Source organism: Roseateles sp. UC29_93, from assembly GCF_042695725.1.
Classification (GTDB): domain Bacteria; phylum Pseudomonadota; class Gammaproteobacteria; order Burkholderiales; family Burkholderiaceae_C; genus Roseateles; species Roseateles noduli_A.
This window is the reverse complement of the sequence record NZ_CP170545.1, coordinates 1,060,027-1,078,857: the sequence shown is the minus strand read 5'-3', so window position 1 is coordinate 1,078,857 and position 18,831 is coordinate 1,060,027. Positions and strand designations below refer to the sequence as shown.

Sequence of the window (18,831 nt, the reverse complement as noted above, 5' to 3'; positions counted from 1 at the left end):
ATCGGGGGAATACCGATGAAATGGGGCCTCCCGGGCCTCGGACCCCTATGTTGTCAGGCGCGTCGGCCGATCAATCGGCGTAGCCTTCAGGCGGTCGGCAGGGATGCCGGCCAGGGATGTCGGCAAGGGAACGAGGGCCAGGGATGGCCAGGAGGCGGCCTCATGGATGACTCCGCACAAGACTCCGCACAGCGACCCACCTCGGCGGCAGCCGCCGCGATGCTGGGACAGATGAAGCGGGCGGTCTTCGACGGCTCGCGGATCGCGGTGATCCAGCGCGACCTCGACAACAACGTGCTCTACGCCAACGCGGCCGCGCTGGCGATGAGCGGGGTCGAGCATGTCGGGCAGTTGCGCCTGGACCGGCTCTTCGCCGGCGAAGCGGGTCGCGTGCTCGACGAGGAGACGCGCGGGCGTCGCAACCGGGAGCTCGGCGCCTACCGCGTCACGCTGACCTGCCAGGACGATCCGGAGCGGCAGGTGGCCGTCGAGGTGACGGGCCTGCCGCTGATGGATGAGCGCGGCACGGTCGTGGGCTCGCTGGGCTTCTTCCGCAGCCTGCAGCACCAGGTGCTGACCGACCAGGTGCGCGCGCTGACGCTGAGCCATGCCGGTCGCCCGGACCTGCTGCCGCTGGTGGCCGAGGCGCTGCGCCGGGAACTGCCCTTCGACCTGATGCTGGTGTCGCGCGTCGTGGAGGACGACAGTGCCTGGGAATCGGAGATCGTCTTCAACCATCCGCCATTCCGGCAGGACGTGCCGACGGCCTGGTATGAGCTGAACGCCGCGCAACGCGCGTTCATGGAAGACAACGACGGCGGCGTCCACGACTTCGAGACGGTGATGAGCGAACCCCCGTGGGCCGACATGGCCGACGAGCCGATGTGCCGGCAGATGCACGCCATGGACCTGAAGTCCAGCATGTGGCGCCGCATCACGCGCGGCGAAGGCGAGGACGAGCGGACCGTCGCGATCATGACGCTGCTCAGCCGCGAGCGCGGCGCCTACGACGAGCAGCACCTCGCGCTGTTCAACCAGCTCCCGCTGATCGAGGCGGTGCTGTGCAGCCTGGACCACGCGGATCGCGAGCGCGACCGACGCCAGCTGCAGATGTTCCGCGCGCTCAACCGCTGCGTCGACATTCAGGGCGCGTGCCGGTGCCTGTCCGATGCGCTGGTCGAGATCTTCGACTGGCGGCACGTGTCGCTGTTCCGGATCGACAGCGCGCGCGAGGCGATCGTGCGCGTGGCCTCGGCCCGGCTCGGCGACGACGGATTCGCCGTGGACACCGGCGTGTCCTGGGGCGACTACTCGCAGGGCATCGGCCAGGGCATCCTCGGCCGGGTCGTGCGGACGATGCAGCCGCAGAAGATCCCCGACGTCACGCGCGATGCCGAGTACCTCCGGACCCCCGACGGCGAACCGATCCGTTCGGAACTGGCCGTGCCGATCATGTTCTCGGAAGGCGAGCGGGTGCGCTTCATCGTCAACGTCGACGATCCGCGGGTGAACGCGTTCTCCCGGGAACACGTGCGGCAACTGACCGACATCGCGCACGAGGTGGCCGGCGCGATGGAGCGCATCAGCGACCTGACGCTGATGACGGAGTGCGTCAACAACGTCTCCGATCCGATCATCGCGACCGACGCCAAGCTGCGCATCCGCCGCGTCAATCCGGCGGCGGAGGCGCTGTTCGGCGCGGCGCCGAAGACGCTGGAAGGGCGCAGCCTGCTGGAACTGTTCCAGAACCCGGAGCCGCTGGCGGCGCTGCTCGACGGCACCGAGGCGGGGGACCGCATCGGCGAACTGCGCGTGTGCCGCAGGGGCGTCGCCGTCGACGAGGCGCCCGAGGCCGCGATCGCTGCCGTGCCCGACACCTCGTCGGAGGCGGGCGGCCTGCCGGTCTTCATCACGCGGCGCGACTTCCCCGGCAAGCTCGGCGGGCATGTCTTCATCGCGCGCGACCTGCGGCCGATCCGGCGTTCGGTGCAGCTGGAGTTCCTCGAGGAGACCGCCTACGAACTGGCCGTCGAGACGCAGGCGCCGCTGGGCATGGCGATGTCGTGCTTGGAGGATCAGCTCGAGGCGGCGTTCGGCTCGGACGCGGCCCGTGAGCAGGCGCGCGGCCGGGAGCTGCAGACCGTGCTCCGGCAGCTGGGGCGCGTGAAGCACGCGTTCACGCGGCTGGCCATGTACAACCGCGAGGCGCGGGTCGCCTCGCGCGTCGCGAGCACCATCCGGCTGGACTGCGAGATCGACGCGCTGCTTTCCAGCCTGGCTGCATCGGAGCGACGCAAGGTCGTGTTCGAGACCGCGGCGCGCAAGGTGGAGGTGGAGGCCGACCACATGCAGTTGCATATCGTCGTGGAGAGTCTGCTGTCGGTGCTGCTGCGCGCGGCGCCGGAGACGGCGATGGTGCGGCTGACGCTGGTGCCGGACGACGACCTGGTCTTCCTGCGGCTGCGCGGCCGGCTGCCGCCGGCGCGGCGCCATGGCGAGCGCTTCTCCGCGCCCGAGGCGGCGCAGGCGGACCTGCGGCTGGCCAATCCGCTGCTCGGCAAGCTGATGAAGAACCAGGGCGGCGCGCTCAAGGCCAGCGTGCTGCCGGACGGCGACACCGAGTTCGTGCTGAGCTTCCTGCGCAGGAGGGTCCATGGCTGACATCCTCCTCGTGCTCAGCCCGCAGCAGCAGGGCAGCCTCGGCCCGCAGATCAAGAAGCAGCTGCGGCAGCTCGGCCGTCACACGATCCAGGAAGAGACCAACCGCGAGACCGGACTGGAGCTGCTGACCGGCCAGCCCTTCGACTACATCATCGTCGGCAGCCAGCTGGCCGACGACGCGGGCGCGGTCGTCGCGGAGGACGGCGGCCTGGCCTTCTGCCGCGAGGTTCGCGTGCTCGGCAACACGCCGATGATGCTGCTCGCGCCGGCGATGACCACCGAGCTGAACATGGCCTGCATCCGGCTGCGGGTGACGCTGCATGCGGATCCGGCGTCGGCCGGGAGCTTCGCGCTGGAGCTGCTGGGTCTGGAGTCGTCCGAAGCGGAGGGCTCCGGCGCGGGTGGCGATGCAGGGGGCGACGCCGGGAACGGCGCGCTCGCGGGCCGCGGCGGCCGGGCACGCGTCGCCGCGCTGAATCCCTGCCTCGACATCCGGGTCTCCGCGATCGCGGACAACTGGCGCTTCGAGATGCATGGCATCGACTTCCAGTTCCAGGGCGCGGGGCCGCTGACGGTCAGCAAGTCGGCACGGCTCGACTGGCAGGCCCAGTACATGCACGAGCCGGACTGGTACAAGGAGTTCTCCCGCATCGGCAAGAGCATCCGCATCGCGCTGTGCGAGGACCAGGAGAGCTTCCGCCTGCAGCGCGAGAACGCGCGGCTCAAGGCCTTCCAGCAGCTCGGCGAGGCCGGCAAGGACGTGACGGACCGCATCACTTTCGAGGTGTCGGAGGACTGCTATCCGCTGCTGCTCGAGGCCATGTTCGAGCCCTCGCAGGAGGTCCCCTGGCTGGCCAAGGCAGCGTCGATGTCGCGGCGGCTCGCGGCCTCGAAGGAGAGCCAGAGCAGCCTGTTCGCCGGCCCCGTGGCGGCCCGCCGCGCGCTGCTGATCTGCGCGGACACGCACGGCACGGCCTACGACGACCAGCTCAAGGGCGGCGCGCTGCAGCTCGCGCCGCTGACGGCGGTCCGGCGCGAGTGCGCGCGCGTGAAGAAGCTGCTGACGCGGCCCGACCCGCGCAGCGGCCAGCCGCTCTTCCACGAGCGCAACGTCAGCGTGATCGGCCTCGACGGCCCGCTCAGCCGCGAGAGCCTCGTGGCGGCGCTGGGCGACGGCGGCTGGGACCTGATCCACTTCGCCGGCCACACCTGCTTCCAGCCGGCCGGTGCGCGGCAGCTGGGCGGGACCGGCTTCCTGTTCGTCGGACCGAAGGAAGAGCCGCAATGCGTCGACTTCGGCGACATCCTCAGCTACCTGCGCGACACGCGCTTCGTCTACCTGAGCAGCTGCGAGAGCGGCAACTCGGGCTTCGCGACGCTGGCCGCCGAGGCCGGCATCCACGCCGTGCTCGGTTATCGCTGCCGGGTCAACGACCGCACGGCGGCCGTGCAGGCGCTGCTCTTCTACCGGATGCTGCAGCGCAGCCGCTCGCTGGACGCGGCCTTCGGGCACGCGCGGCGGCGGCTCTACCGCCGCTACGAAGGCCAGGACAACGCCTGGGCCTCGGCCATGCTGGTCACGTCGGGTGTCCCGTCATGAGGTCGAGCGAGAGGCCCGCCGCGGCGTCCGCCGGGTAGAAGGCCTCGTGGCCGTGCGCGGCGCGCATGGCCGGCTCGTCCCACGGCGCCGTGCGCGCGGAGCGGTAGTTGAAGAGCAGCCGCGCGCCCGGCACGTGCCGCACGACGGTGTGGATCGCCTCGTCGTCCGGGTGGTTGAAGATGCTGCCGTCGGTGGAGATCAGCCAGGTGCTGCACTCGATCCGGCTGAGGAAATCCTCGCTCAGGTTGGCGGCGGAGCCGTGGTGGGCCATCTTCACCGCATCGAGTCGCAGGCGCGGTTCGCCCGCCGCGCCGGCGAGGCGCCGCAACGCGGCGGTCAGCGTCGGCGCGTGCGCGTCACCGAGCAGCGCGATGCGGCGGCCCTGGTACTCGGCGACCACGGCGATGCTGGAGCCGTTGGCCACGGCGTTGTCGATGGGCCCGAGCGCCAGCGCCGTCGAGGACAGCATCTCCTCGGGCTTCGGACGCCGGCGCAGTCCGCCGGAACGGAACGCGGCGCGGCCTTCGAGGCGAGCGCCGAGTGCCGCTTCATCGGTGGCGTCCAGCTCGGCGCGCTCCAGCGCGCGGTCCCACGCGGCGCGCAGCTTCTCGAGCTTCTCCAGCGTCGGCGACAGCAGCGTCAGGCGCAGGCCGCCGGGCAACTCGCGCACGGGCAGCGGGCCGATCGCCGGCACGAAGATCGGCGCGCCCTGGAAGGCCGCGTTCCACTGCCGGTCCTCGATGCGGACGCTGATCATCGAGCCCTGCAGCGCGCTGCGCTGGGCGTTCACGTCCGTGGCGCCGTGGCCGCCCGTCGCGCCGGGCCGGGGCGGCGGCGGCTCCTTCAGCGGCTGCGCGATGTGCGGCCAGCCGTTGAACCAGATGTCGCGGAAGGTGGCCAGCTCGCGGTGGTTCAGCAGCTTGAGGCAACCCTCGATGTGATCGCCGTCGACGTGCGTGATCACGAGCAGTTCCAGCTCGCGCTCGTCGTCGGGCAGCGCGGCCAGACGTTGCGACAGCGCGCCGTACGCGCCGATCGGACCGCCGTCGATCAGCACGCGATGCGGTCGCGCGGCGTCTCCGTACTCGAGCAGCAGGCAGTCGCCATGGCGCGCCGGCAGCAGCTCGATGCGGAAGATGTCGGCCATGGCGCGGCGTCAGCCGGGCTTCCTCAGTTCAGCGCGTGCTTCGGATACGGCCACGCCGGCGACTGATGCCGCAGTGCCACGTGCGGTGCGCGCGATCTCACCGCGGCGTCGCTGACGGCATAGCCCCAGTTGATCAGCTCGCACTGTTCCTGCTCCTTGAAGCGGTCGAGCCGGGTCCGGATCGCGGCCAGGTCGGCGACACGCGCGAGAGCAACGGGCAACTGGGCCTCTTCGGTGGCCGGGTAGTCGGCGATGTCGGTGTCGATGGCCCAGAACGCGCCCTTCGCGTCGCCGCGGGCGTAGGCCGCGATCAGCATGCGCTTGCGCAGCGCCAGCGCCTGGTTCAGGCCGATGTCCATCGTGCGCATGATCTGGCGCGGCGCCATCGTGCCGATGCCCGCGTCGATGTCGAAGGGCTTGCCGGCGTCGCTGACCAGCACCGTCTCGTAGCGGCCCCAGACCGTCTCCAGCCCCAGGTTGTCGTAGACGCCGCCGTCGGCCAGCATCAGCCGGCGGCGGTAGTCGATCTGGTCGTAGAGATCGGCGCCGTCGACCTTCGTGAAGTCCTCGGGGTGGACGTCCAGCTCGATGGGCGCCAGCACCGGCGGGAACGCGCTGGAGCAGGCGACCGCCGTCGCCACGTCGAAGCGCGGCTTCGGGATCAGGCCGATGCGGTAGTCCCCCGCATAGGGCTTGGAGAAGCGGAAGCTGACCCCGGTCGCGTAGTTGGTGGCGTTGAAGACGAAGCGCGGTTCGTCCGGCAGCGACTGCAGCGAGACGTCGAGGCCCAGGCGCTTGCGGTACTCGTCGGCGACGGCTTCTCCGGCCGAGCGGAACGGATTGAACGCGCCGGACAGCACCGAGGCGACGTCGATGTTGCGCGCGCAGAACTCGCGCAGCGGCGCGGCGACCTCGGCCTCGAAGAGCGCGGAGCGGCGGTCCTTGTCGAACGCGAGCCGAGGCCAGCGCACGGCCAGCAACCCCGAGGCGATGGAGCCGCCGGACACGCTGGAGATCCGCGCCAGCCTGCCCAGCACGCCGAGCTCGTTGAGCCGCCACAGCACGCCGACGTGGAACAGCACGGCGCGGAAGCCCCCGCCCGAGAGTGCCAGCGCGATGCCGCTGGTGCGCGCGTCATGGTCGAAGGGCATGGCGGTCTCCCGCAGTGTGGATCGTTGAGCCTAGGCCTCGCATGGGCGGTCCGCAATCTGTCAAGTTGGGGGTGCCGGCCCGGATGCCGCAGGGAGACGGGACGCGCGATGGCGCAGGGGGTGGCGGCCGGCACCTGCCCGCGAAGATTTCAAACTTGTCATGTGGCTGTGCGTCTGGCGTGGGAGCCCGGTTTCTACAGTTCATTCCAAGCAGTCGGCACCGGGCCGCTGCGACTCTCACCCGAATCTTCCCGAATCTTCCCTATAGGCAGGACGCCGATGACGGCGTCCGATCCACGCGAAAGAGCCTCATGAACCGCAAGACCTTCCTCGGCCAGTTGATGGCCACCGCCTTCGTCGCGACCGTGTCCCTCGGCGCCGCGCATGCCGAGACCGATGCCGCGCCTTCCCCGCAGTCCGCGCCCGTCACGGCCAAGTCCGCGCCGATCGCCGTCCACAACGTCGTGCTGGTGCACGGCCTGTACGCCGACGGCTCCAGCTGGGGCAAGGTGATCCCGCTGCTGCAGGCCAAGGGCCTGCACGTGACTTCGGTGCAGAACCCGCTGACCAGCCTGCAGGACGACGCGGACGCCGTGAAGCGCGCGCTGGCGCAGCAGGACGGCCCGACGCTGCTGGTCGGCCACTCGTACGCCGGCATGGTGATCACCGAGGCCGGCGCCGATCCCAAGGTCAGCGGCCTGGTCTACATCGCGGCGCGCGCGCCGGACGCCGGCGAGGACTACCCCGCGCTGACCCGCAAGTTCCCGACGGCCCCCCGCGGCCGCCGGCCTGAAGTGGAGCGGCGACTGGGGCAGCCTGTCGCAGGACGCCTTCCTGAAGGACTTCGCGGGGGACCTGCCGTCCGCCGAGGCGCTCAGCTACTTCGCCGTGCAGCAGCCCTTCGCCCGCGCCGTGGCGAGCGGCAAGACGACGGTCGCCGCCTGGCGCGTGAAGCCGACCTGGTACGCCGTGTCGACGCAGGACCGGACCATCAACCCCGAGCTTCAGCGCTTCATGGCGCAGCGCATGGGGGCCGCGACGATCGAACTGAATGCCAGCCACGTCTCGCTGCTGTCTCAGCCGCAGGCGGTCGCCGACCTGATCGTCAAGGCCGCGCAGGGCCAGCGCTGACTTGCTGCCGATAATCCGCCACGCGCCGCCGCCGGGCAGGGAGCCCGGCGGCGGCGGCGATCAAGGAGCAGACATGCGTGTCCTCGTCGTCGAAGATGAACCGAAGCTCGCCGGTTACCTCCGCAAAGGACTGACGGAGAACGGCTACGTCGTCGACGTGGCGGCCGACGGCATCGACGGCCGCCACCTGGCGCTGAATGGCGAGTACGACCTGATCGTGCTCGACGTGATGCTGCCGGGCATCGACGGCTTCAGCGTGCTGAAGGCGATCAAGGCGGAGAAGGACGTCGCCGTGCTGATGCTGACCGCGCGGGACGGCGTCGAGGACCGCGTGCACGGCCTGCAGGAGGGCGCCGACGATTACCTCGTCAAGCCCTTCGCGTTCTCGGAGCTGCTCGCGCGGCTGACCGCGCTGCGCCGCCGCGGCGTGCGCTCGGGATCGGGCGCCGGTGCGGGCGGCATGTCGGAAACGATGCTCACGCTCGGCGATCTCCAGCTGGATCTCGCGCGACGCAAGGCCTTCCGCGGCGGTCAGTCCATAGTGCTCACCAACAAGGAGTTTCAACTGCTCGCGCTGCTGATGCGGCGTCGCGGCGAGGTGCTGTCGCGCACCGTGCTCGCGGAGCAGGTCTGGGACATGAACTTCGACAGCGACACCAACGTCGTCGATGTCGCGGTGCGGCGTCTGCGCGCCAAGGTCGACGACCCGTTCGAAACCAAGATGCTGCGCACCGTGCGCGGCATGGGGTATGTGCTGGAGGTGCCCTCGACATGAGGCGCCCGGTGCCGCCGTTCCTGCCGATGCGGCCCACCCGGCCGACCCGGCCGATCGTGCTCACGAAGGCGTCCCGATCAGCGCGGGCCGGCTGGGCTCGATCTCCGCGCGGCTGGTGCTGATGCTGGCGCTGGTGGCGGTGGTGGTGTTCTCCGCCGCCGGTTTCCTGTTGCACAAGGCGCTGGAGCAGGTGCTGATCGCCGACGAGCGCGCCGACCTGCTCGGCAAGACGGAGGTCGTGAAGCACTTCATCGGCGAGGCGCGATCGATGGACGATCTGCCGATGTTGCGCCGCCACCTGGCGGCGACGAGCGTCGGCGGGCGCTTCCGCTGGAACGTGTGGCTGGTCGGGCGCGATGGCGCGCTGCTGTACGGCGCGGAACCCATGCCGCCGTCGGTGCAGCGCGACGGCGAAAAGGTCTGGCTGCGTCGGCAGGATGGCGTCGAGCTGCGCGGCGCGCATTTCCGTCTGCCGATCACGCGGTGTTCCCCGATGCGCAGGTGCTGATCGGAATGGACCCGAGGCCGCGCCAGCAGATGCTGTCGACCTATGACGACGCGGGCCTGATGGTCGGCGTGGCCGGCGTGCTGTGCACGATTGCGCTGGCGTGGCTGGCGACGCGGCGCGGACTGCGCGCGTTGTCGGCGCTGTCGCGCGAGGCCGCCGTGATCCAGCCCGGCGCGCTGTCGCGCCGGCTCACGCTGCCCGAGGACAGCGCCGAGCTGATGCCGCTGGCGCAGCGCTTCAACGAGGTGCTGTCGCGGATGGAGGAGGCGTGGCACCAGCTCGAGGGCTTCAATGCGAACGTCGCCCACGAGCTGCGCACGCCACTGGCGATCATGATCAACGGCGCCGAGGTGGTGTTGTCGCGGGGACCGGCCGGAGGCCGAGATGCGCGACGTGCTGGAGTCCCACCTCGAAGAACTGCGTGGCATGGCGTCGATGATCAACGACATGCTGTTCCTCGCGCGCGCCGACCAGGGCGATGCGGCGGCCGATCTGGTCGAGCTGTCGCTGCGCGACGAGGCGCTGGGCGTGGGCGAGTTCGTCGAGATCCTGCTCGACGAGAAGCAGCAGCGGCTGGCGGTCGAAGGCGACCATCGGATGCCGGTCAACCGCGCGTTGCTGCGACGAGCGCTCGTCAATCTTCTGACCAATGCGTCGCGGCACGCACCGGATGGCGCGACGCTGACGGTGCGGATCGAGCGCGCCGGGGAGGGTCAGGGCTTGCGCGATGTGAGCCGCGGAGAGGGCATGACGGGTGACGCCGACGGCGTGAAGATCGTCGTGATCAACCCGGGCGATCCGATTCCCGAGGACATTCGTCGGCGCATGTTCGACCGCTTCTGGCGCGGCGAGTCCTCGCGCTCGAAGGCGGGGGACCGCTTCGGCCTCGGGCTGGCCATCGTGCGCGCGGTCGCCCGCATGCATGGCGGCGAGACCTTCGCGGCGTCGGCCGACGGGAAGACCGAAATCGGTTTCACGCTCCGGACCCCGATCCGTGCGGTTGTGACGGATAACACCGTGCGTTAGCCGGGGCCTGGGCTCGGCAGGCGCGGGAACTGGCCGATAAACCCGGATGGCCCGTTCGGGCCATCCCGTCCGCCGCGTGCGGCCGCCAGCCTTCCACACGTCCTCATGAAACTCCGAACCCGAATCCTCTTCCTGTGTCTTGCCGCGCTGATCGGCATGGTGGTCCTGGCCGCGGTGTCCCTGACGACGCTGCGCCAGACGATGATGAAAGAGCGCACCGCGCAGCTGTCCACGCTGGTGGTGCTGGCGCAGTCGGCGCTGGAAAAGCTGCATGAGCAGGAGACCGCGGGCAAGATCACCCGCGAGGAGGCGCAGAAGCAGGGCAAGCTGATCATCGGCAGCTTCCGCAAGGACGAGCTCTACTTCTTCGTCCGCGGGTACAGCGACGACGTCAACCTCGTCCACCCGAACCCGAAGCGCGTCGGCATCGTCGACGCCAAGGGGCGGCAAGGAAGCCGGCGTGCGCTACCGCACCGCGCTGGAAGGCAAGAAGGTCGGCACCGTGATCGCGCTGGGCACGCGGCCCAACACGAAGGACGAGGTCGAGAAGCTCTACGCGGTGGTCCGCTTCGAGCCCTGGGACTGGATCATCGGTTTTGGCGATTACATCGATGACATCGACAACGCCTTCTGGCGCAGCGCCGTGGTGCTGCTGTCCATCGGCCTGGCGCTGATGGCGGTGGTCGGCGTGCTGGGTTGGCGCCTGGCTGGCAGCATCTATCGGCAGCTGGGCGGCGAACCGGCGTATGCCGCGGACATCGTCCACCGCATCGGCGCGGGCGACCTGAACGTGGCGGTCGACCTGCGCGGCGCGCACGCCGACAGCCTGCTGTCCGCGATGGACCGCATGCAGCGCAGCCTGTCGACGACCGTCGGCCAGATCCGCGGCTCCACCGACACGATCGCGACGGCCGCCGGCGAGATCGCCGCCGGCAACCGCGACCTGTCCTCGCGCACCGAATCGCAGGCGAGCGCGTTGGAAGAGACGGCGGCCTCGATGGAAGAACTGACGGCGACGGTCAAGCAGAGCGCCGACAACGCGCGCCAGGCCAACCAGCTGGCGATGTCCGCGTCCGAGATCGCGGTGCAGGGCGGCAAGGTGGTCGACGAGGTGGTGGCGACGATGGCGTCGATCAGCAGTTCGTCCAACAAGATCGTCGACATCATCGGCACGATCGACGGGATCGCGTTCCAGACCAACATCCTGGCGCTGAATGCGGCGGTGGAGGCGGCACGGGCCGGTGAGCAGGGGCGCGGCTTCGCGGTCGTGGCCTCGGAGGTGCGCACGCTGGCGCAGCGCAGCGCGACGGCGGCCAAGGAGATCAAGACGCTGATCGGCGACTCGGTGCAGAAGGTCGAGGCGGGCGGCGTGCTGGTCGGCCAGGCGGGCGCAACGATGTCGCAGATCGTCGGCAGCGTGAAGCGGGTCACCGACATCGTCGGCGAGATCTCCAGCGCCAGCCAGGAACAGACCTCGGGCATCGAGCAGATCAACCAGGCCATCGCGCAGATGGACCAGGCGACGCAGCAGAACGCGGCGCTGGTGGAGCAGGCGTCCGCAGCGGCGGAATCGCTGGAGCAGCAGTCGCAGGTGCTGGTGACCGCCGTCGGCGTGTTCTCCTGAATGACGCCCTCTCCCGCTTGCGGGAGAGGGAGCAAGACGGGGTCTATGCAGCGGCTTGCTCGCTGAACTGCGTGTAGCCCTCCGCGCCGCCGCCGAAGTACGCCGACTGCGGCGCGTCGAACAGCGGCAGATTGCCCTTCAGACGCTCGACCAAATCCGGGTTCCCGATGAAGGGCTTGCCGAAGGCGACCATGTCCGCGTGACCTGAGGACGTGGCATTCAACGCGCGCTGGCGGTCGTAGCCGTTGTTGGCGATGTAGGCACCGCCGAAGGCGTAGCGCAGCGCTTCGACGTCGAAGGCATCGGCGCCGTTGCCGGCATGCAGCTGACCCTCCACGACGTGGAGATAGGCCAGTCCCGCTCGCCGAGCTTGCGGGCCAGGTAGCCGTGGGTCTCGGCCGGCGTGCTGTCGATCGGCGTATCGCCGATCGCCGTCGACAGCGGCGACAGGCGCAGGCCGACGCGGTCCGCGCCCCACACTTCGGTCACGGCATCCACGACTTCGAGCACGAAGCGCGCACGGTTCTCGATCGATCCCCCGTACGGGTCGGTGCGACGGTTGGTGCTATCGCGCAGGAACTGCTCCAGCAGATAGCCGTTGGCCGCGTGGATCTCCACGCCGTCGAAGCCCGCGAGCTTCGCGTTGACCGCGGCGCGGCGGTAGTCCTCGACCAGGCCGGGGAGCTCGGACAGCGCCAGCGCGCGCGGCGCCGACGGCGGCTCGAAGCCGGCCTCGGTGAAGACGACCGTGCCCGCCTGGAGGGCGGACGGCGCGACCGGCGCGGCGCCGTCCTCCTGCAGGCTCACATGCGACATGCGGCCCACGTGCCAGAGCTGCAGCACGATCTTGCCGCCGTCGGCATGCACGGCATCGGTGACGCGCTTCCACGCCTCGACCTGCTCGGGCGTGTAGATGCCCGGCGTCCACGCATAACCGCGGCCCTGGCGGGAGATGTTGGTCGCCTCCGCCACGATCAGTCCGGCGGAGGCGCGTTGACGGTAGTACTCGACGGCCAGCGGCGACGGCACGCCGTCCGCGCTGGCGCGGGAGCGGGTCAGCGGCGCCATCGCGACGCGGTTGCGGACCTCGATCGCGCCGATGCGGCCGGGGGTGAAGAGCTTCTGGTCGGAGGCGGCGATGGGGGTGGACATGACGGTTCCTTTCACGTTGAGTCGGAGCGTGGTGAGCCGTCTGATGTCGGAGGAATCGTGTCGGCGGCTCGATGACAGGACGAAGTCTGGGCATCGGCGCCACATTCATCCAATTTATCCGTTGAACAACAGATATGCGTCGGGCAACATGGCTGGATGCGATACGACCTGAACCTGCTGCCGGTCTTCCTGGCGGTGATGGAGGAGCGCAGCGTGACCCGCGCGGCGCAGCGGCTGGGCATCACGCAGCCGGCGCTGTCCAACGCGCTGACGCGGTTGCGGGCGATGCTGATGGATCCGCTCTTCATCCGGGAGCGCTACGGCATGCAGCCGACGCAGAAGGCGGAGGAACTCGCGCCGATCATTGCCGCCGCGCTGGCCAGCCTGGATGCGGCGATCCTCGGCCAGCAGGACTTCGATCCGGGGAAGTCGACGCAGCTGGTGACGCTCGCGCCGAACAGCTATGTCGAGCTGGTGCTGGTGCCGGCGATCGTCGCGCGGCTGCGGCAGCGGGCGCCGAACATGGCGGTGCGGCTGACGCCGTTCGGCACCGACCTGGCGGAGACCGGCGTGATCTCGGGCTCGACGGCGATGGTGTTGGGCCGGGTGGTCGAGCCGCCGGACAACCTCGTGGTGCAGAAGGTGATGGAGGACGGGCTGGCGTGCATCGTGCGGCGCGGACATCCTGCCGTGGATCGCAAGCTGACGCGCAAGCAGTACGAGCAGCTCAAGCACGTGAACGTGCTGCCGCCGGGCCGGCTGCGCGTGGGGCTGTTCCAGGCGCTGGAGAAGCAGGGCCTGAAGCGCGAGGTCGCCGTGTCGGTGACGCACTTCCTGGCGGTGCCGGAGGTCGTCGCGGTGACGGACTACTGTGCGACGCTGCCGGCGCAGATCTGCCGCAAGCTGGCCTCCGACAAGCGGCTGAAGGTGCTGCCGTCGCCGGTGGACCTCGGCACCTTCCCGGTGGAGATCGCGTGGCATGTGAGATATCGCGACGATCCGGCGCACCGGTGGTTGAGGGCGCTGGTGGCGGAGGTCGCGGCCGAGGTGGCGGCGCAAGGCGAGGTGGCTTCGTCGAAGAAGGCGTGAGGCGCGGCTAGGATGACGGCATGCCCGCTCTCGATCCGACTCCCACCGCCTTCATGCTCGACCTCGACGGCACGCTCGTCGACACGCTGGGTGATTTCGTCGCGGTGCTGAACCGCGTGATGGCCGACATGGCCTTGCCCGCCGTCCAGCGCGACTTCATCGAACACACGATCGGGCAGGGCAGCGAGCATCTGATCCGCAGCGTGCTCGCCGAAGCCGGCGCGCCTCAGGAACACTACGAGCAGGCCTGGGCGCTCTACCAGCGCCACTACGAGGTGCTCAACGGCGAGCACGCCGACGTGTTCCCCGGCGTGATCGAAGGGCTGGACGCGCTGAAGGCGCTCGGCCTGCCGATGGCCTGCCTGACCAACAAGCCGGCCGCGTTCGCGCGGGAACTGCTCAAGCGCAAGGGCTTGGACGGCTACTTCGACCGCGTCTTCGGCGGCGACGACTTCGAGCGCAAGAAGCCCGATCCGATGCCGCTGCTCAAGACCTGCGAGGCGCTCGGGTCAGCGCCCGCGACGACCTGGATGATCGGCGACTCCAGCAACGACGCCCGCGCCGCGCATGCCGCCGGTTGCCCGATCGCGCTCGTCAGCTACGGCTACAACCACGGGCAGCCGATCCGCGAGGTGCCCGCGGAGCGCTACATCGATCGGCTCGACGAACTGCTCGGCTGAGCGTCCGGGAAGCGCCGCCGGGGAAGGGCTCGGAGGAGGGGCGCTTCAGCGCCCGCTGCCCGCCGCGTTGCGGTTGCTCGCCACCGCCTTCGCGCCGCCGAGCAGCGCGACCTTCAGGTCGCTGTCCGCCGGCGACTTGCCCAGCCAGATCTTCAGCAGCACGTTGAAGAAGTCCTCGCCCTTGATCGGGTCGCCGGGGATCAACTGGCCGTTGACGAAGACCACCGTGCCCGTCCCGGGGATGTAGTCCACGCCGAAGCTCTCGCCCGTCTTGAGCTTCTTCTTCTGCACGAAGATCTCCGACATGCGCAGCACGCCGGAGATCGACCGTCCGAATTCCTCGCGCGACGCGTTCTGCTCCATGCCCTTGGTGAAGAGCTTGCCCAGCTCCTCGCCGTCGATGTCGCGCAGCATCTGGATGTGGATGCGCTGGGCCCGTTGTTGGCCAGCACGGCCTCCGGCGTGGTCGCCTTCGCGTTCATGTAGAGGCCGGCCGTGTAGACCTTGAAGATCGCCTTGTAGCGGATCCCCGCGCCGTTGAGCAGCAGCTTCTGGCCGGCCACCTCCACGGTGCCGTCGTACTTGACGCCGGCCACCTCGATCGGCGCGGTGGCCGCAGCGGCCGCGGAGGCGGCCGGGGCGTCGACTGGGCCGACGCCGCGAACGGCGCCAGCATCGCGATCGCGAGCACGCCCGCGGCCTTCAGGACTTTGCGCTTGGACATGTTGTCTCTTTCCCTCCAGGGGTCGGCCGGCTCCACGGTCGGCTCTGGATGCGAAGTATCCGCCAGGCACCCGAAGCGGGGCCTCCGGGAATCCTCCTGCTACGCCGCCTGCTACACTGGTCCGCACCATGTTTATCACGCGCAAGCACATCAAGGGGTCGAACGACCGGGGAGCCTGGCCCTGGCGATCCTGGCACGACTTCACCTGAAGCCGCCTGATGCTTGCCACCCGCCGTCCACCCCTATCCCCCGGACGCGGGAACCGTCACACATCCTCTGCACCCTACCGTACGGGGCAGGTCCAACAGGCGACCTGAGTTACCGCTTGCGCGCGCGTCGTGATGCCCTGCGTCACTGACGACACGCCGCAACCGACGAGAGGTTTGACGACGTGATCACCGAACTGGAATTCCAGAGCCTGGCCGCCGACGGCTACAACCGCATCCCGCTGATCAGCGAGGCCTTCGCGGATCTCGAGACCCCGCTCTCGCTCTACCTGAAGCTCTGTGCCGGCAACGGCCCGGGCCGCCACAGCTTCCTGCTGGAATCGGTGGTCGGGGGCGAGCGCTTCGGCCGCTACTCCTTCATCGGCCTGCCCGCGCGCACCGTGCTGAAGAGCGAAGGGCCGGTCACCCGCGTGATCCGCGACGGCGCCGTGATCGAGACCCACGAGGGCGACCCGCTCGCCTTCATCGAGGCCTACCAGCAGCGCTTCAAGGTCGCGCTCCGGCCCGGCATGCCGCGCTTCTGCGGCGGACTGGCCGGCTACTTCGGCTACGACGCCGTCCGCTACATCGAACCGCGCCTGGCCGGATCCACCGCGCCCGGCGGCCTGCCGACGCCCGACGTGATGCTGCTGCAGTGCGAGGAGCTGGCCGTCATCGACAACCTGTCGGGCAAGCTCTACCTGATCGTCTACGCCGACCCTGGTCAGTCCGAGGCCTACTTCAAGGCGAAGAAGCGCCTCACCGAGCTGAAGGACAAGCTGGGCTATTCGGTCGCCGCGCCGCGCGTCGCGCGGGCGCAGGCGCATCCGGTCGAGCGCGAGTTCGCCAAGGCCGACTTCCTCGCCTCCGTCGACAAGGCCAAGGCCTACATCGCCGCCGGCGACTGCATGCAGATCGTCTTCGGCCAGCGGTTGAAGAAGCGCTACACCGAGTCGCCGCTGAGCCTCTACCGCGCGTTGCGCTCGCTGAATCCCAGCCCCTACATGTACTTCTACGACATGGGGGACTTCCAGATCGTCGGCGCCTCGCCCGAGATCCTGGTGCGCCAGGAGCAGACGCCCGACGGCCGCAAGGTCACGATCCGTCCGCTGGCCGGCACGCGTCCGCGCGGCGGCACGCCGGAGCAGGACCAGGCGCTCGAGGTCGAGCTCAAGGCCGATCCGAAGGAACGTGCCGAGCACCTGATGTTGATCGACCTGGCCCGCAACGACATCGGCCGCATCGCACAGACCGGCAGCGTGAAGGTGACGGACGCCTTCGCGGTCGAACGCTACTCGCACGTGATGCACATCGTCAGCAATGTCGAAGGCATCCTGAAACCTGGCATCGGCAACATGGACGTGTTCCGCGCCAGCTTCCCCGCCGGCACCTTGTCGGGCGCGCCCAAGATCCGCGCGATGGAGATCATCGACGAGCTCGAACCCGTCAAGCGCGGCATCTACGGCGGCGCCTGCGGCTACCTGAGCTTCGGCGGCGACATGGACCTGGCCATCGCGATCCGCACCGGCATCGTCATGGACCAGGTGCTGTACGTGCAGGCGGCGGCGGGCATCGTGGCGGACTCGGTGCCCGAGCTCGAATGGAAGGAGACCGAGGCCAAGGCGCGCGCGCTGCTGCGCGCCGCGGAACTGGTCGAAGAAGGCTTCTGAAGCTGAAGTGAACGAAGGAGCAACGACATGCTGCTGATGATCGACAACTACGACAGCTTCACCTTCAACCTGGTGCAGTACTTCGCCGAGCTCGGCGCCGAGGTGAAGACGGTCCGCAACGACCAGATCACGCTCGACGGGATCGCCGCGCTGAACCCGACGCATCTGGTGCTCTCGCCCGGCCCGTGCACGCCCAAGGAAGCGGGCGTCTGCGTGCCGGCGATCCAGCGCTTCATCGGCCAGTTGCCGATCCTGGGTGTGTGCCTGGGCCACCAGAGCATCGGCGCCGCGCTGGGCGGCAACATCATCCGCGCCAAGGTGCAGATGCACGGCAAGTCCTCGACGATCACGACCGACACGCAGGGCGTCTTCAGCGGACTGCCCGAGCGCTTCGACGTGATCCGCTACCACTCGCTGGCGATCGAGGAATCGACGATGCCCGCGGCGCTGGAGATCAGCGCCCGCAGCGAGGACGGCGAGATCATGGGCGTGCGTCACCGCGCGCTGGCCGGCACCGCGACGCCGCTGGAAGGCGTCCAGTTCCATCCCGAATCCATCCTCTCGGAGCACGGCCACGCGATGCTCAAGAACTTCCTGGAGTTGGCACGATGAACACGAGCACGAACACGGCCTCGCACCCCCGCGCAGACCTCGTCGATCTGCGCAGCGACACCGTCACGCAGCCGACCGCCGGGATGCGCGCGGCGATGGCGGCCGCGGCGCTGGGCGACGACGTCTTCGGCGACGATCCGAGCGTCAACGCGCTGCAGGCGGCGCTGGCGGAGCGGCTCGGCTTCGAGGCGGCGCTGTTCATGCCCACCGGCACGCAGAGCAACCTCTGCGCGTTGATGGCGCACTGCCAGCGCGGCGACGAGTACATCGTCGGCCAGTTCGCCCACACCTACCGCTGGGAAGGCGGCGGCGCCGCGGTGCTGGGCTCGATCCAGCCGCAGCCGCTGAACCACGCGCCGGACGGCTCGCTGCCGCTGGCCGACATCGAGGCCAACATCAAGCCCGACGACGCGCACTTCGCGCGCACCCGGCTGCTGGCGCTCGAGAACACGATCGGCGGCAAGGTGCTGCCGATGGACTACCTTGCCGCGGCGTCCGAGCTGGCGAAGCGCCATGGCCTGTCGCGCCACCTCGACGGCGCGCGCCTGTTCAACGCGGCGGTCGCCGTCGCCGCGCGCGATGGGAGCGATCCGTACGACGCGGCCAGGCGCATCTGCTCGCACTTCGACAGCGTGTCGGTCTGCTTCTCCAAGGGCCTGGGCGCGCCGGTCGGTTCGGTGCTGTGCGGCTCGCGCGAGCTCATCAAGAGCGCGCACCGCTGGCGCAAGATGCTCGGCGGCGGCATGCGCCAGGCCGGGCTGCTCGCGGCGGCGGCGCACTACGCGCTCGATCACCAGGTGAAGCGCCTGGTCGAGGACCATGCGCTGGCCAAACGCCTTGCCGAAGGCCTGCAAGGACTGCCGGGTCTGACGGTCGAAGCGCCGCAGACCAACATCGTGTTCTGCGACGTCGACAAGGGCATTGCGGCGAAGCTGGTCGAGCATCTGAAGTCGGAAGGCGTGCTCACGACCGGCCTGTACAAGCTGCGCTTCGTCACCCATCTCGACGTGGACGCCACGGGCGTCGATCGCGCGGTCGCGGCGACGCGCCGGTTCTTCAACGCCTGAGCGGGAGA

General features: G+C 69.6%; 13 protein-coding genes and 4 pseudogenes. 12 read left to right on the top strand and 5 right to left on the bottom strand.

What is annotated here, in order from left to right; all coding sequences use genetic code 11:
- Positions 1-162 precede the first annotated feature (162 nt).
- Positions 163-2,661, top strand: a complete 2,499-nt coding sequence (locus ACFJIX_RS05020; RefSeq protein ID WP_377158168.1) for a GAF domain-containing protein — start codon at positions 163-165, stop codon at positions 2,659-2,661.
- Positions 2,654-4,261, top strand: a complete 1,608-nt coding sequence (locus tag ACFJIX_RS05015) for a CHAT domain-containing protein (RefSeq protein ID WP_377158166.1) — start codon at positions 2,654-2,656, stop codon at positions 4,259-4,261. The genes ACFJIX_RS05020 and ACFJIX_RS05015 overlap by 8 nt, the downstream gene beginning before the upstream one ends.
- Here the strand turns inward: ACFJIX_RS05015 and ACFJIX_RS05010 are convergent.
- Together ACFJIX_RS05010 and ACFJIX_RS05005 are read right to left on the bottom strand one after the other, a co-directional pair.
- A complete protein-coding gene (locus ACFJIX_RS05010) occupies positions 4,239-5,408 on the bottom strand; it encodes a hypothetical protein (RefSeq protein WP_377158164.1) in 1,170 nt (389 codons plus the stop codon). The two genes, ACFJIX_RS05015 and ACFJIX_RS05010, sit on opposite strands and share 23 nt — an antisense overlap.
- A 23-nt stretch (positions 5,409-5,431) precedes the next feature.
- A complete protein-coding gene (locus tag ACFJIX_RS05005; protein WP_377158162.1) occupies positions 5,432-6,559 on the bottom strand; it encodes a patatin-like phospholipase family protein in 1,128 nt (375 codons plus the stop codon).
- A gap of 41 nt (positions 6,560-6,600) precedes the next feature.
- On the opposite strand from ACFJIX_RS05005, the pseudogene ACFJIX_RS05000 reads away from it, so the two are divergent.
- The 3 genes and pseudogenes from ACFJIX_RS05000 to ACFJIX_RS04990 all read left to right on the top strand — a co-directional run bounded on the left by ACFJIX_RS05000 (position 6,601) and on the right by ACFJIX_RS04990 (position 8,973).
- A pseudogene (locus ACFJIX_RS05000) lies at positions 6,601-7,690 on the top strand (alpha/beta fold hydrolase).
- Positions 7,691-7,763: 73 nt separating this feature from the next.
- Positions 7,764-8,465 carry a heavy metal response regulator transcription factor gene (locus tag ACFJIX_RS04995; protein WP_377158160.1) on the top strand — a complete coding sequence of 234 codons (702 nt, stop codon included), beginning with the start codon at positions 7,764-7,766 and terminating at the stop codon, positions 8,463-8,465.
- Positions 8,440-8,973, top strand: a complete 534-nt coding sequence (locus tag ACFJIX_RS04990; RefSeq protein ID WP_377158159.1) for a hypothetical protein — start codon at positions 8,440-8,442, stop codon at positions 8,971-8,973. Before ACFJIX_RS04995 ends, ACFJIX_RS04990 begins: the two co-directional genes overlap by 26 nt.
- A 40-nt stretch (positions 8,974-9,013) precedes the next feature.
- Here the strand turns inward: ACFJIX_RS04990 and ACFJIX_RS04985 are convergent, their stop codons facing one another.
- A complete protein-coding gene (locus ACFJIX_RS04985) occupies positions 9,014-9,307 on the bottom strand; it encodes a hypothetical protein (RefSeq protein WP_377158157.1) in 294 nt (97 codons plus the stop codon).
- Between the two features lie 50 nt (positions 9,308-9,357).
- On the opposite strand from ACFJIX_RS04985, the gene ACFJIX_RS04980 reads away from it, so the two are divergent.
- On the top strand, positions 9,358-9,999 hold the full coding sequence (locus tag ACFJIX_RS04980; RefSeq protein WP_377158155.1) for an ATP-binding protein: 642 nt from the start codon (positions 9,358-9,360) through the stop codon (positions 9,997-9,999).
- Positions 10,000-10,104: 105 nt separating this feature from the next.
- Positions 10,105-11,623 (top strand): annotated as a pseudogene (locus ACFJIX_RS04975) (methyl-accepting chemotaxis protein).
- 43 nt (positions 11,624-11,666) lie between these two features.
- Here ACFJIX_RS04975 and ACFJIX_RS04970 read toward each other — a convergent pair.
- A pseudogene (locus tag ACFJIX_RS04970) lies at positions 11,667-12,775 on the bottom strand (alkene reductase).
- Positions 12,776-12,931: 156 nt separating this feature from the next.
- Between ACFJIX_RS04970 and ACFJIX_RS04965 the strand changes: the two are divergent.
- Together ACFJIX_RS04965 and gph are read left to right on the top strand one after the other, a co-directional pair.
- Positions 12,932-13,864, top strand: coding sequence for a LysR family transcriptional regulator (locus ACFJIX_RS04965; RefSeq protein ID WP_377158153.1), 933 nt, complete (start codon positions 12,932-12,934; stop codon positions 13,862-13,864).
- Between the two features lie 20 nt (positions 13,865-13,884).
- Positions 13,885-14,544 (top strand): phosphoglycolate phosphatase, encoded by a 660-nt coding sequence (gene gph / locus ACFJIX_RS04960; protein ID WP_377158152.1) that lies wholly within the window; start codon positions 13,885-13,887, stop codon positions 14,542-14,544.
- Positions 14,545-14,589: 45 nt separating this feature from the next.
- On the opposite strand, the pseudogene ACFJIX_RS04955 reads toward gph, so the two are convergent.
- Positions 14,590-15,179, bottom strand: a pseudogene (locus ACFJIX_RS04955) (chalcone isomerase family protein); the annotation flags it as partial.
- A gap of 480 nt (positions 15,180-15,659) precedes the next feature.
- Here ACFJIX_RS04955 and trpE point away from each other — a divergent pair.
- From trpE to ltaE, 3 genes are read left to right on the top strand one after another with little or no spacing between them, the layout of a single operon-like run.
- Positions 15,660-17,144 (top strand): anthranilate synthase component I, encoded by a 1,485-nt coding sequence (gene trpE, locus ACFJIX_RS04950; RefSeq protein ID WP_377158150.1) that lies wholly within the window; start codon positions 15,660-15,662, stop codon positions 17,142-17,144.
- Positions 17,145-17,171: 27 nt separating this feature from the next.
- Positions 17,172-17,756, top strand: a complete 585-nt coding sequence (locus tag ACFJIX_RS04945; protein ID WP_377158149.1) for an anthranilate synthase component II — start codon at positions 17,172-17,174, stop codon at positions 17,754-17,756.
- Complete coding sequence (ltaE, locus tag ACFJIX_RS04940; RefSeq protein WP_377158147.1) at positions 17,753-18,823, top strand: low-specificity L-threonine aldolase; 1,071 nt, start codon at positions 17,753-17,755, stop codon at positions 18,821-18,823. The genes ACFJIX_RS04945 and ltaE overlap by 4 nt, the downstream gene beginning before the upstream one ends.
- The last annotated feature ends 8 nt before the right edge of the window (positions 18,824-18,831 follow it).

What these genes read in the sequence shown, in the direction of transcription:
- ACFJIX_RS05020 (WP_377158168.1), top strand. Translation starts at nt 163, where the DNA reads ATGGATGACTCCGCACAAGACTCCGCACAGCGACCCACCTCGGCGGCA.
- ACFJIX_RS05015 (WP_377158166.1), top strand. Translation starts at nt 2,654, where the DNA reads ATGGCTGACATCCTCCTCGTGCTCAGCCCGCAGCAGCAGGGCAGCCTC.
- ACFJIX_RS05010 (WP_377158164.1), bottom strand. Translation starts at nt 5,408, where the DNA reads ATGGCCGACATCTTCCGCATCGAGCTGCTGCCGGCGCGCCATGGCGAC.
- ACFJIX_RS05005 (WP_377158162.1), bottom strand. Translation starts at nt 6,559, where the DNA reads ATGCCCTTCGACCATGACGCGCGCACCAGCGGCATCGCGCTGGCACTC.
- ACFJIX_RS04995 (WP_377158160.1), top strand. Translation starts at nt 7,764, where the DNA reads ATGCGTGTCCTCGTCGTCGAAGATGAACCGAAGCTCGCCGGTTACCTC.
- ACFJIX_RS04990 (WP_377158159.1), top strand. Translation starts at nt 8,440, where the DNA reads ATGTGCTGGAGGTGCCCTCGACATGAGGCGCCCGGTGCCGCCGTTCCT.
- ACFJIX_RS04985 (WP_377158157.1), bottom strand. Translation starts at nt 9,307, where the DNA reads ATGATCGCCAGTGGCGTGCGCAGCTCGTGGGCGACGTTCGCATTGAAG.
- ACFJIX_RS04980 (WP_377158155.1), top strand. Translation starts at nt 9,358, where the DNA reads ATGCGCGACGTGCTGGAGTCCCACCTCGAAGAACTGCGTGGCATGGCG.
- ACFJIX_RS04965 (WP_377158153.1), top strand. Translation starts at nt 12,932, where the DNA reads ATGCGATACGACCTGAACCTGCTGCCGGTCTTCCTGGCGGTGATGGAG.
- gph (WP_377158152.1), top strand. Translation starts at nt 13,885, where the DNA reads ATGCCCGCTCTCGATCCGACTCCCACCGCCTTCATGCTCGACCTCGAC.
- ACFJIX_RS04945 (WP_377158149.1), top strand. Translation starts at nt 17,172, where the DNA reads ATGCTGCTGATGATCGACAACTACGACAGCTTCACCTTCAACCTGGTG.
- ltaE (WP_377158147.1), top strand. Translation starts at nt 17,753, where the DNA reads ATGAACACGAGCACGAACACGGCCTCGCACCCCCGCGCAGACCTCGTC.